At 71.1% G+C, this 12,454-nt stretch carries 10 protein-coding genes; 4 read left to right on the forward strand and 6 right to left on the reverse strand.

Annotated features, from left to right (window positions below):
• The first annotated feature begins 11 nt into the window (after positions 1-11).
• The gene (locus B072_RS0133695; RefSeq protein WP_018534384.1) at positions 12-482 is read left to right on the forward strand and encodes a MarR family winged helix-turn-helix transcriptional regulator; all 471 of its coding nucleotides are present in this window, start codon (positions 12-14) and stop codon (positions 480-482) included.
• 57 nt (positions 483-539) lie between these two features.
• Here B072_RS0133695 and B072_RS0133700 read toward each other — a convergent pair whose 3' ends face one another.
• Both B072_RS0133700 and B072_RS0133705 read right to left on the reverse strand, forming a co-directional pair.
• Positions 540-1,472: a DUF3048 domain-containing protein gene (locus B072_RS0133700; RefSeq protein WP_106432987.1), complete on the reverse strand. Its 933-nt coding sequence runs from the start codon at positions 1,470-1,472 to the stop codon at positions 540-542.
• Between the two features lie 40 nt (positions 1,473-1,512).
• A complete protein-coding gene (locus tag B072_RS0133705) occupies positions 1,513-2,574 on the reverse strand; it encodes an ATP-dependent DNA ligase (protein WP_026246568.1) in 1,062 nt (353 codons plus the stop codon).
• A 73-nt stretch (positions 2,575-2,647) separates the two neighbouring features.
• On the opposite strand from B072_RS0133705, the gene ligD reads away from it, so the two are divergent.
• On the forward strand, positions 2,648-3,694 hold the full coding sequence (gene ligD / locus B072_RS0133710) for a non-homologous end-joining DNA ligase (RefSeq protein ID WP_018534387.1): 1,047 nt from the start codon (positions 2,648-2,650) through the stop codon (positions 3,692-3,694).
• 31 nt (positions 3,695-3,725) lie between these two features.
• On the opposite strand, the gene B072_RS0133715 is transcribed toward ligD, so the two are convergent.
• The gene (locus tag B072_RS0133715) at positions 3,726-5,876 is read right to left on the reverse strand and encodes an OmpL47-type beta-barrel domain-containing protein (protein ID WP_234018991.1); all 2,151 of its coding nucleotides are present in this window, start codon (positions 5,874-5,876) and stop codon (positions 3,726-3,728) included.
• A gap of 93 nt (positions 5,877-5,969) precedes the next feature.
• Complete coding sequence (locus B072_RS0133720) at positions 5,970-8,483, reverse strand: ThuA domain-containing protein (RefSeq protein WP_078506670.1); 2,514 nt, start codon at positions 8,481-8,483, stop codon at positions 5,970-5,972.
• Positions 8,484-8,743: 260 nt separating this feature from the next.
• On the opposite strand from B072_RS0133720, the gene B072_RS0133725 reads away from it, so the two are divergent.
• Together B072_RS0133725 and B072_RS0133730 are read left to right on the forward strand one after the other, a co-directional pair.
• Positions 8,744-9,691 carry a multicopper oxidase domain-containing protein gene (locus B072_RS0133725; protein WP_026246570.1) on the forward strand — a complete coding sequence of 316 codons (948 nt, stop codon included), beginning with the start codon at positions 8,744-8,746 and terminating at the stop codon, positions 9,689-9,691.
• Positions 9,692-9,731: 40 nt separating this feature from the next.
• Positions 9,732-10,136, forward strand: a complete 405-nt coding sequence (locus B072_RS0133730; protein ID WP_018534391.1) for a hypothetical protein — start codon at positions 9,732-9,734, stop codon at positions 10,134-10,136.
• A gap of 10 nt (positions 10,137-10,146) precedes the next feature.
• Here the strand turns inward: B072_RS0133730 and B072_RS0133735 are convergent, their stop codons facing one another.
• Together B072_RS0133735 and B072_RS0133740 are read right to left on the reverse strand one after the other, a co-directional pair.
• Positions 10,147-11,772, reverse strand: coding sequence for an amidohydrolase (locus B072_RS0133735; RefSeq protein WP_018534392.1), 1,626 nt, complete (start codon positions 11,770-11,772; stop codon positions 10,147-10,149).
• A 140-nt stretch (positions 11,773-11,912) separates the two neighbouring features.
• Entirely contained in the window at positions 11,913-12,437 is a 525-nt protein-coding gene (locus B072_RS0133740; RefSeq protein ID WP_018534393.1) for a TetR family transcriptional regulator C-terminal domain-containing protein, read from the reverse strand.
• Positions 12,438-12,454 lie beyond the last annotated feature (17 nt).

Consider the following 12,454-nt stretch of genomic DNA (forward strand, 5'->3'; position numbering starts at 1 on the left):
GGAGGGCCGTGATGGCCGCGGTGGATCTGACCACCCATCCCGGGCACCTCGCCCGACGGCTGCAGCAGGCGCACTATCTGCTGTGGAACACGATGGTCTCGGAGGAGATCACGTCCCCGCAGTTCGCGGTCCTGAACACGCTGGTCGCCGAGCCGGGCCTGGACCAGCGCACGGTCGGCGAGCGCGTCGGCCTCGACCGGTCGACGATCGCCGAGGTGATCAGCCGGCTCACCCGGCGCGAGCTGATCGACAAGGTGCGCGACCCGCAGGACGGGCGCCGTTCCCTGCTGCGGCTCACCCCGGAAGGGCTGCGCACGCACAAGAAGCTGACCGTGCGCACGGCCCGGATGAACCAGGTCCTCCTGGGGCCGCTCGACGGCGCCGAGCAGACCGTCTTCTTCGACCTGATCCAGCGGGTCTGCGACGCGGCGGAGGGCCTGCGCAACCCGGCCGAGCCGCTGACGGCGACGCAGCCGGGCTAGGTCGTGTCCGCAAAGTCCCTCCTGCCCCGGCGGACGGAGGAACTTCGCGGACACGGCCTAAGCCTTCGCGAACACCACCCACACCTGGCCGGGCGCGAACGCCAGCGGGCTTCCGCCCTTCGCCGCCGTGAACTCCGTGCCGTCCTGCGGCGCCCGGCGCTCCCACCGCGCGTCGTACGCCCGCCCGTCCCGCAGCACCACCGCCCGCCCCGAACCCACGGTGCGCGACAGGGGAGAGGCGTTGCCCAGCTTGTCGTGGAAGCGGGACGGCTCGACGTCGACGTACTGGACGACGACCGTCGGCGCCGCGAGCCGCGTGCCACCCGCTGTCGTCGCGGCCCGCCCGTCCATGCTCACCAGCCAACGCCCCTTCCCCGCCGACCAGTTGAAGGTGAACCGGGCCGAGGGGAACCGCACCGTGCGCTCCGTCTCCGGCCGGCCGCCGGCGGGCGCCCGCGCCGCGAACCGGAATCCGGCGGCGGCCCCCGCGCCCGCCCCCGACGTCGTCCGGCCGAGCTTCTCCGGCCGCAGATACAGATTGTGCGGGGCCGGCTTCCCGCCGCCCCGGAAGTAGGCGCCGCCCTCCTTGCCCTGCGGGGCCGCCCGCAGCGGCGCCGCGTCGATCAGGGGCTGGAGCCTGCCCTGCGCCCCCGAGTAGGCGAGTGTCGGCCGGTCGAACTGGCGCAACAGTTCCAGGTCGGTCTCGCGGGCGCTGCGCACCGGCCCCACCACGTCCGGGACCCGCGTCCCGAAGACCGCCATCAGCCGGCTGAGGCCGCCCTCCACCTGCTCCGCGTACACGATGTCGGCGTCCTCGACGCCGGTCTGCGGACGCGCCGCGCCCACGTTGTCGATCTTCACGGCGAGCAGGGCAGCAGCCTGGCCGGGCGTGCCGGAGCCCTTCCCGTCGGGCAGGCCGCCCGGTGTGCAGGCCGCCACGAACACCCCGAGCGCACCGGCGACGAACCCTCGCCTACGAATCCCGTCCACGGCCCCTGCATACCCAGCGGGCGCCGCCGATGACCACGCTTCAGCGCAGCACCTCCGAGAGGTCGAACGACACCGGCTCCTCCAGCTGCGCGTACGTACAGCTCTCCGCGTCCCGGTCCGGGCGCCAGCGGCGGAACCGGGCCGTGTGCCGAAAGCGCGCGCCCTTCTCCATGTGGTCGTACGCCACCTCGGCCACCCGCTCCGGCCGCAGCGCCACCCAGGACAGGTCCTTCTTGCCGCTCCAGCGGTTGGCCGCGCCCGGCATCCGCTTCGTCTCGTGTGCGGCCTCGTCGGTCCAGGCCGCCCACGGATGCCCCGCCGGGTCGTCCATGCGCAGCGGCTCCAGCTCGGCGACCAGTTCCGTGCGCCGCTTCATGGTGAAGGCCGCGCAAACCCCGACGTGCTGCAGGGCGCCCTCGTCGTCGTAGAGGCCGAGCAGCAGTGAACCGATGACCGGGCCGCTCTTGTGGAAGCGGTACCCGGCGACCACGCAGTCCGCCGTCCGCTCGTGCTTGATCTTGATCATGAGCCGCTCGTCCTGCCGGTAGCGCAGGCTCAGCGGCTTGGCGACGACGCCGTCCAGGCCCGCGCCCTCGAACTGCTCGAACCAGCGCTGCGCCAGCTCGGTGTCGTTCGTCGCGGGCGCCACGTGCAGCGGCGCGGAGGCGTCCGCGAGGGCCTCCTCCAGGCGCTTCCTGCGCTCCGTCAGCGGCTGGGCCACCAGCGACTCGTCGCCGAGGGCCAGTACGTCGAAGGCCACGAACGACGCCGGTGTGCGCTCGGCGAGGGTGTTCACCCGGGAGACCGCCGGGTGGATCCGCTCGGTCAGCGCGTCGAAGTCGAGCCGCCCGTCCCGCGCGATCACGATCTCCCCGTCCAGCACGCAGCGCTCCGGAAGCCGCTGCGCCAGCGCCGCGACCAGCTCGGGAAAATACCTGGTCAGCGACTTGGTGCTGCGGCTCGTGAGCTCGATCTCCGGCCCGTCGCGGAACACGATCGCCCGGAAACCGTCCCACTTCGCCTCGTAGTGCATCCCCGCCGGGATCTTGGCGGCGGACTTGGCGAGCATCGGCCGGACCGGCGGCATCACGGGAAGATCCATACCTCGATTCTGTCCCGTACGTTCAGGTATCGCCCGGTATGCGCGCCGCGGCCGGGCGGCCTAGCGTGGGCCCATGGGCAGCAAGGGCGCGGCAGTGGAGCTGACGGCGGGCGGACGGACGGTGCGTCTGTCCAGCCCCGACAAGGTGTTCTTCCCCGACGGCGGTGGGTCGGGAGCCGCCGGGTCCGGATATACGAAGCTGGACCTCGCGAACTACTTCCTCGCGGTCGGTGACGGCATCCTGCGCGCGCTGCGCGACCGTCCCACCACCCTGGAGCGCTACCCCGACGGCATCACCGGCGAGTCGTTCTACCAGAAGCGCGCCCCGAAGAACCTGCCCGACTGGATCCCGACGGCCACCATCACCTTCCCGTCGGGGCGCACCGCCGACGAGATGTGCCCCACCGAGATCGCCGCCGTGGTGTGGGCCGCCCAGTACGGCACCCTCACCTTCCATCCGTGGCCGGTGCGGAGCTCCGACCCCGACCGGCCCGACGAGCTCCGCATCGACCTCGACCCGCAGCCCGGTACCGAGTATGCCGACGCCGTGCACGCCGCCCGCGAACTGCGCGCCGTGCTCCACGAGTTCGGCGGCCTGCGCGGCTGGCCCAAGACCTCCGGCGGACGCGGCCTGCACGTCTTCGTGCCCATCGAGCCGCGCTGGACCTTCACCGAGGTGCGCCGCGCCGCGATCGCCTGCGGCCGCGAACTGGAGCGCCGCATGCCGGAGTCGGTCACCACGGCCTGGTGGAAGGAGGAGCGAGGCGAGCGGATCTTCGTCGACTACAACCAGACCGCCCGGGACCGCACCATCGCCTCCGCCTACTCGGTCCGCGCCCGCCCGCACGCCCCGGTCTCCGCCCCGCTCACCTGGGACGAGCTCGGCGACGCGCTGCCCCGGGACTTCGACATCGTCTCCATGCCCAAGCGGTACGCCGAACTCGGCGACGTGCACGCCGACATGGACGCCGAGCGGTACTCCCTCGACGCGCTGCTCGAACTGGCCGACAGGGACGAGAAGGACCGCGGCCTCGGTGATCTGCCGTACCCGCCCGAGTACCCGAAGATGCCGGGCGAGCCCAAGCGGGTGCAGCCGAGCCGGGCCAGACACGAGGACTGACCCGGCTCGACTCACCTACGGACCGAACGACTCAGAGGTCCTTGACGCGGATGTCCCGGTACGAGATGACATCCGTCGTGCTGTGCACCTGGAGCCCGAGGTAGCCGGAGGCGTAGCGCCGGCCGTCCGTGCCCGGGTCGTCGCCCCGCGGCGGCTCGAAGACCTGGCCTCCGGTGTTGTCGAACTCGTTGATCAGCACACCGTTGCGGTAGATCGAGAAGTGCTGGTCCACCACCTTGACCTCGTAGTCGTTCCACGTGCCCTTCTGGGTGACGCCCGCGCCCGCGAGGCCGACCCGGTCGAAGCCGTAGACCGAACCGGTCTTGTACATGTCGCCGTCGGGCTTGTCGAGCACCTGGATCTCGTGCCCGTACTTGATGGCGACCCACTCCGGGTTCGGCTCCTCGGGGTTGTCGTGCACCCACGGGAAGCGCACGAACACACCGCCGTTGGCGTTGCCCGTGCCCGGCGCGTCGTCACGCCACTGCAGCTTCAGCGAGAAGTCGCCGTACTTGCGGGCCGGGAACCACAGCATGCCCATGCCCGACACATCGGTACGGCTGGTGATCGAGCCGTCCTCGTTCAGGTTGAACCTGCCGCCGCCGACCTGCTCCCACTTGGCGAACTGCTCCTGAGTGCCGTCCAGGATCTTGGTGTAGCCCTCGGTCTGGCCGGGCTTGCCGATCGGGGACGCCTTCGCCACCTTGTTGATCTTGTTGTACTCGCGCTGGTCGATCACACCTTCCTTGAGGAGCTTGTCGGTGACCGTCTTCACGTGCTTCACGAACAGCGCGTGCGACGTCCAGTCCTTCTCGTCCTCGATCAACTCGCCGATCCGGCAGCGATTGTTGGTGACCCGGTTCGGAATGCCGGTGTCCGTGTCACCCACGAAGACGGTGGAACGCTCGTCGAGCTCGGGGCAGTTGGGGGCCGGGACCCCGCCGCCGGACGCGACCGCGAACACGAAGGTCTGCGGCTCGGCGGTGTTGCCCGCCTTGTCGCTCGCCCGGTACGCGACCGAGTGCGCGCCCACGCGGTCCACCGACACCGGTGCGGTGTAGGCGAGGTACGGGCCGCCGTCGAGCGAGTACTCGACCTTGTCGACCCCGGAGTCGTCGTCCGTCGCCGTCAGCGTCAGCTTCGCGCTGTTGATGTAGGCGCCGTCGGAGTTCTTGTCGCCGCCGACCGTCAGCGAGACGGAGGGCGGGGTCGTGTCCTGCGCGGGCGGCGCGACGACGGTGAAGTCGACGGACTTCTCGGCTGCCTGGTTGCCCGCCTTGTCCGTGGCCCGGTAGCGCACCGTGTACGTGCCCGGGTCGTGGACCATGACCGGAGCGGTGTACGGCTGCCAGGCACCGTCCGAACCGATCGCGTACTCAACAGAGTTGACCCCCGACCCGGTGTCGGACGCGCTCACCGTGACCGTGGCCATGCCGACGTACGCGCCGTCGGCGTTCTTCTCCCCGGTCACCGTCGCCGACGTCTCCGGCGGCGTCCGGTCGTCCGTCGGCGGCGCGACGACCGTGAAGTCGAGCGACTTCTCGGCCGCGGCGTTGCCCGCCTTGTCCGTCGCCTTGTACTTCAGTGTGTGCGCGCCGACCTGGTCGACGACGACCGGAGCCGTGTACGGCGTGTAGGCGCCGTCGTCGAGGGCGTACTCGATGCGGTCGACGCCCGAGCCGTCGTCCGACGCGGCGACCGTCACCGAGGCCGAACCGACGAACGCGCCGTCGGAGTTGGTCGTCCCCTCGGCCTTCGCCGAGGTCTCCGGAGCCGTCGTGTCGTCACCGCCGCCGTCCTCGGTCACCACGAGGATGCCCTGCATCGAGGTGTGGCCGGGGATCGTGCAGTGGTAGCGGTAGCGGCCGGGGGAGAGGGTGACCTCCGCCGTGTGCTTGCCGCCCTGGTCGTCGTTCGGGTTGGCCAGGATGTTCAGCGGGACGTCGTTGTTGTACTCGGGGTCCGACACGTCGAACGTCAACGTGTGCGGCATCCCCATGGTGTTGCCGGTCGCCGCGCTGTTCTCGAAGACGATCGTGGCCTTGCCGGCCACCGCCGTCGTCGGCGCCGACCCGTACTTCGTGATGTCGTCGCCGGCCGTCCACGTCAGCACCTGGTCGGCCGCCGCGGACGGCTCCGGCTGGCTGTACGCGGCCTGCGTGCCGCCGAGCCCGAGGAGCATGAGCAGCGCGGCGAGCAGGGCCACCAGGTGTCTGTGCCTGCCGGGGGATCGGTGGGATCTCTTGGGTCGCACAGTTCGCACGGTTCGCATGGGTCAGCCCTTCCTGGCGAGCTGATCGGCCGCCGGAGTCGGCTCGCCGCCGGTGTAAGTGACTTTCCACAGCGCCGACTTGCTGTCGGAGGTGAAGAAGCCGCGCCCGTAGTCGAGGACGTACAGCGCGCCGTCGGGACCGAACTTCCAGTCCATGAGGTTCTTGATGCCGTCGTTGCCGATCGGCACGATCTTCTTCAGCGACTCGGAGTGGATCGGGATCGATCCGTCGCCGTGCGTCGCCGGGTCGGTGAGCACCGCGTTGCGCGGCTGGTCGGAGTCGTAGAAGTCACCGACGAACCACTTGCCGTCCCAGTAGCTCGGCCACTTGTCGGCGTTCGGGATCGAGGCGTCGTACCGGTAGACGGGACCGTCCATCGCCGCCTGCCCGCCGCCCTTCAGCCACGGCAGCAGGTACTTGGCCTCCTCCTTCTTGTACGAAGGAACGCCGTTCGCGTCGCGCGGGTAGTCGGGCGCCCCGCCCTGCGGCGAGTACCAGATGTTGTTGCCGGTCACCGGCGGCAGGTTCACGAGACCGTCGTTGTTCGGCGACTCGTTCTTCGGGTGGTCGCAGTCGTACCAGCCCAGCGGCTTCGTCGGGTCCGGCAGATTGCGGTCGCGGTAGGGCTGCTTGTTGCCCATGCAGTACGGCCAACCCCGGTTGCTCGCCTTGGTGATGACGGCGAACGTGTCGTACTTGGCCGGGCCCCACGTCGTCGACGGTTCACCGGCGTCCGGGCCGACCCACCCGGCGTACAGGGTGTCGGTCTTCTTGTCGATGGAGATGCGCGCGGGGTTGCGCACACCCATCACATAGATCTCCCCGCGCGTCTTCCCGCCGCCCTCGGCGGTCTCCTTGCCGGTGAAGAGGTTGCCCTCCGGCAGGGTGTACGTCCCGTCGGCCTCCGGGTGGATGCGCAGGATCTTGCCGTTGAGGTTGTGGGTGTTGCCCGCGGTGCGGCGCGCGTCGGCGAACGAGACGCCCTTGTAGTTCGGCTCCGGGTTGTTGCCCGAGTAACCGTCGCTGAACTGCGAGGAGTTGTTGTCACCGGTCGCGATGTAGAGGTTGCCCTTGGAGTCCCAGGCCATCCCGCCACCCGCGTGGCAGCAACTGTGCACCTGCACCGGCCACTTGAGGAGCACCTTCTCGCTGCTCAGGTCCAGCTTGTTCGTGTTCAGGTCCAGGGTGAAGCGCGAGACCTGACGCTGGGCCATCTGCTTGTCGCGGTCGAGGCCCGAGTGCGGCGTGTAGTGCAGGTACACCCACCCGTTCTGCTCGAACCTCGGATCCAGCTCGATCCCGAGGAGACCCTCCTCGACCTTGATCAGCTCGTCCCCGCCGCCCTTGTTGCCGAAGACGGTCAACTCCCCGGCGAGGGTGACCTTCTTGGTCTTCGGGTCGTAGACGTGGATCTGCCCCTTGCCCTTGCCGACGTCGGGGTCGTTCCAGTCGGTGACGACCGGCTGCGAGGAGTCCGCGCCGCCACGGCCGATGTAGATCACCCGCCCGTCGGGCGCGGTCACGAGCCCGTGCGGCTCGCCGATCTGGTCGTTCTGCCCGGCCTGGTTCGGCTGGGTCAGCCGCTCGGCCTTGTAGTTGCCGTTGATCGTCGCCTTGCAGTCGGCACGCACGAGCCGCGTCGTCCACAGCAGCGCACCGCGCAGATGGTCGCGGAAGTCCACCTCGTCGTACGACGACGCGGTCCCGCCCATGCCGGTGTAGAAGGACCGGCCGCCGTCGTAGTCACGGCACCAACTCACCGGGTGGTCCCAGCCGTTGGCGCTGTCACCCGGCTTGTACGTCGACTCGCGCACCCGCGCGACCGTGTGGACGTCGCCGGACGGGTTCTTCGTCCAGTTCAGCCACTGGTCGGGCCGCTTCCACTGCGTCGGCAGGTCCTTCGTCGCCGGGTTCTGGCGGTCGCCGACCTCGACGGTCGCCCGCTGCACGGCAGTCGGCGACGAGGCGGCGGGCCGGGCGCCGACCAGACCGGTGAACCAGTCCGAGTACGGCTCGGCGCGCGCCGCGTCATGGATGCCGACGAACCCGCCGCCGGCCTCCATGTACGCCTCCAGGCCGGCCTCCTGGTCCGGGTCGAGGACGTCGCCGCCGCCCGTCAGGAACACCACGGAGTTGAAGCGCCCCATCTTGGTGCCGTTCGTGAAGACGGAGGCGTCGTCGGTCGCGGTGATCGTGAACCGCTGGTCCGCGGGCCCCGACTGTCCGATCTTCTCGATCGCCTCGATGCCCGCGTTCACCACGGGCGACTCGTCGCCGCCCGCCGCGGACCCGTAGAAGACCAGGACCCGCACCGTGGCGCCGCCCGGCGGCGACTTCACGGACATCGTTGTCACGGGTCCACCCGGGTCCGGATACGCGCTGGCGCTCGGCCCGCTGAGCAGTCCCGCGGCGAGCGCGCCGGCCGCGACGCCCCCTGCCCAGATCCGTGCGCGTCTCCGTCGGCTCGCTCTGAACTCTCGTACGGGCAACGGCTTTTGATGCGGTACGCGCCGCATGTGTTCACCCACCCCTCGTCGGACACAGCAACAGCGCGGAGAAAGCTAGACCTCTTTTCTGGGTCCGCCAATAGGTATGACCGCAATCGCACAAACTTTGTCCTGAGTGTGGATAAACGAAGATCACGTGGCTACGGTGCTCAGCGCGACGTGAAAGCCCGTACGAGGGTGGGGAGTTGGCCGTGACGGAACGTGACACGGAACGAGACGACGAACGGATCCAGGCGACCGTGCAGGACCGGCGAGCGCTGAGCCGCCGCATGCTGATCGGCGGCGCGGTGGCCGCGACGGCCGGTGTGACATCGTTGTCGCTCGCGGCATCGGCCCCCGAGGCGGTGGGCGCCGACACCCCGCCGCGCACCGCGCCCGCGGGCGGCGAGACCAAGCGGATCAAGATGTACGCGGAGAAGCTCGCGGACGGTCAGCTCGGCTACGGCTTCGAGAAGGGCAAGGCGTCCGTCCCCGGCCCGCTGATCGAACTCAACGAGGGCGACACCCTCCACATCGAGTTCGAGAACCTCACCGACGTCGACGCGAGCCTGCACGTCCACGGCATGGACTACGAGATCTCCAGCGACGGCACTCGCATGAACCGCAGCCATGTCGAACCGGGCGGCACCCGCACCTACACCTGGCGCACCCACGCGCCGGGCCGCCGCAAGGACGGCACCTGGCGGGCGGGTACGGCCGGCTACTGGCACTACCACGACCACGTGGTGGGGACGGACCACGGGACGGGTGGCATCAGGAAGGGGCTCTACGGCCCGGTGATCGTGCGCCGCAAGGGCGACATCCTGCCCGACCCCGGCAAGACCTTCACGATCGTCTTCAACGACATGACGATCAACAACAAGGCCGCCCACGAAGCCCCCAACTTCGAAGCCACGGTGGGCGATCGGGTCGAGATCGTCATGATCACGCACGGCGAGTACTACCACACGTTCCACATGCACGGTCACCGCTGGGCCGACAACCGCACCGGCATGCTCACCGGACCCGACGACCCCACCCAGGTCCTCGACAACAAGATCTGCGGCCCGGCGGACTCCTTCGGGTTCCAGATCATCGCGGGGGAGGGGGTGGGGGCCGGGGCGTGGATGTACCACTGTCACGTCCAGAGCCACTCGGACATGGGGATGGCGGGGTTGTTCCTGGTGAAGAAGGCGGACGGGTCGATCCCGGAGTACGACGACCCGCATCACGCCTGAGCGGGGTCGGCCGCGGTGCGGGCCGCGTACCCTCGGCGGCATGCCTCGCCGAGCGAACAAGCCCCGCCGGCTGGTCGCCGACGGGCGCCCGTACCTGTGGACGCTGCGCCACGGCCACCGGAAGGACGGCGACGGCCGGTCCGTGGACTGCCGCGAGACCCTGACCCTGACCCCGCAACCGTCCGGCACCGGCGGCCCGCTGCGCATCGTCTTCGCCGCCGGTTCCGGCCGGTACGTCCCGGGCGGCGCCCCCTTCGGTTCCGGGGACGTGGGCCTCGTCCGGGGCGCGGACCTGAACCTGCACGAGCCGGGCGCCGTCCGGGCGCTGCTCGACGCGGCGCTGGCCGGCGGGTGGGATCCGGGGCAGCGGCGGCCTGCCGAGGTCGACGGCTGGCGCCTGCTGGAGGCGGCCGCCGCCGCGCGCTCCGATGCCCAGGGTCCGTAGCGCGGGAGCTCTACAGATCGGCGGCGCGATGGGTCACCCAGCCGCCCACCACCGTCAACCGCACCGGAATTTCCGTCAGTTCAACCGCGGGGGTGACAACAGGATCCCCGCCGAACACGCTCAGATCGGCGCGCGCCCCGACGGCCAGCCGCCCGGCAACCCCCTCCTCGCCGGACGCGTACGCTGCGTTCACGGTCATCGCCCGCAGCGCGTCAAGGCCGGTGAGTGACTGCTCGGGGCCGTGCGGCGGCAGGGTCAGGTCGCGGCTCGGGCGGCGGTGGCGGGCGCCCGCCATGACGCCGAGCGGCGGGTAGGGGGCGATCGGCCAGTCCGAGCCGAGTACGACGCGGGCGCCGGCGTCCCACAGGTCGCGGCAGCGCCAGGCGCGGTCGGCCCGCTCCTCGCCGACCCGGCGCGACCAGTTGTCGGTGTGGTCGGCGCGGGTGAAGTCGCAGCAGTGGGTGGGCTGCATGGAGGCGACGACGTCCAGCTCGGCGAAGCGGCGCACGGTGTCGTCGGGCACGGTCTCGATGTGCTCGACCCGGTGCCGCAGCCGGGCCGGTGACTCGGCCTGCGCCTTCGCCACCGAGTCGAGGACGTGCCGGACCGCCGCGTCACCGATGGCGTGCGTGGCCGTCTGTACACCGGCACGGTGCAGTTCGCCGATGACGTGCGTGTACGCGGCCGGGTCCGGCCAGAAGGCGTGCGTCGACTCGCCGTGGCAGTCGGGCCGCTCCAGCCAGGCCGTGCCGTTGTCGATGGTGCCGTCCATGAACAGCTTCACCCCGGCGACCGACCACAACTGCCCGCCGGTTCCCTGGAGTTCGACGAGCTCTCGCAGCGCGTCGGCGTCGGCGCCCGGCTGGCACCAGGGCGCGACGCGCAGCCGCAGTGGCAGCTCACCCGCCTCGTCGAGCTCCCGGTACAGATCGAGGCTGTCGCCGTTCGCGTCCATCGCGTGTCCGCCGGTCAGGCCCGCCCCGGCCATGGCGCGCAGCGCCGCCGCGAGCCGGTCGCGGCGCTCGGCGCGGGTGGGCTGCGGCGCGGCCCGCTCGACGAGTTCGCAGGCCGCGTCCTCCAGGAGCAGACCCGTGGGCCGGCCCCGCTCGTCGCAGACCACCTCGGCGGCCTGGTCGAAGGTGCGCGGGCCGTCCACCCCGGCGAGCTCCAGCGCGCGCGGGCTCGCCAGCATCGAGTGGGCGTCGAAGAGCAGGAGCAGCGCGGGGACACCGTCGAGCACCGGTGACAGGGCCGCCGCCTCGACCGGCCGGTCACCGAAGACGTTCGGGTCCAGGCCCCAGGCGTGCAGCCACGCCCCGGGCGCGATGGTCCGCCGGTGCCGGTCGAGCGCGTCCCGTACGCCGGACAGGTCGGCGCAGCCGGAGAGGTCGAGGCCGTGGGTGAGCTCGGCGCCGTGGGCGGGGTGCAGGTGGCCGTCGACCAGGCCCGGGGTGACGGTGGCGCCCTTGAGGTCGATCGTGGTGGTCGCCCGGTGCGCGAGGGCGCGGATCTCCCGGTCGGTGCCGAGGGCGGCGATGCGGCCGTCCTCCGTCACGGCCAGAGCCGTGTGCGGGAGGGCCCCGCCGGTCGCCGGGTCCAGGAGGCGGGCGTTCAGCAGGGCGAGTCGGGGGTGCATGGGGCTCCTGTGCGGGTGGTGCGGGTGCGGGTTGTCCGTGGCTGAGCGCGCAGTAACCCGCGCCCACGGGGGTGGTGTGGCGGTGTTCGGTCGCGCGTGCAGGGTGCGTCGTGGTTTGTCGCGTGGTTACCCCGCGCCCTTTACGGGGCGGCCAAAGTCCCCTGCGGCAGGCCGAGTTCGCGTTCCGCCGTCGTCACCGCCATGCGGGCCACCGCCGGTGGTACCTCCTCCGGGGCCGACGTGCCGTCCGCGCTCAGGCCGTCCAGGACGACCAGGATCTGGAGGGCCACGACCACGGGGTCGGGGGTGCGGAACTCGCCGCGGTCGACGCCGTCCGCGAGGAGGCCGGAGAGGCGGCCGCGCCAGGCGGCCTCCTGTCCGGCGACCTCCGCGCGCAGCGCCGGGCGGTAGCGGCTGAGGTGGCGGGCGTTGATCCACAGGGCGCTGATGTCGTCCCACGCCGGATGGCCGATGGTCCGTGCCAGGAAGCGGGCCAGGTGCTCCGTCGGGGTGCCGACCGGACGCTCCGCCGGGATGAGGGCGTCCAGTTCGGCCGTCGCCGCGCTGCCGAACGCCTCCGCGACCAGGTCCTCCGCCGAGGGGAAGTAGTGGCTCACGAGCCCCGGCCGGACGCCGAGCTCCTCGCCGATGCGCCGCAGCGTCACGCACTCCAGACCTTCGG

The sequence above is a fragment of the Streptomyces sp. HmicA12 genome (genome assembly GCF_000373565.1).
Lineage (GTDB): Bacteria > Actinomycetota > Actinomycetes > Streptomycetales > Streptomycetaceae > Streptomyces.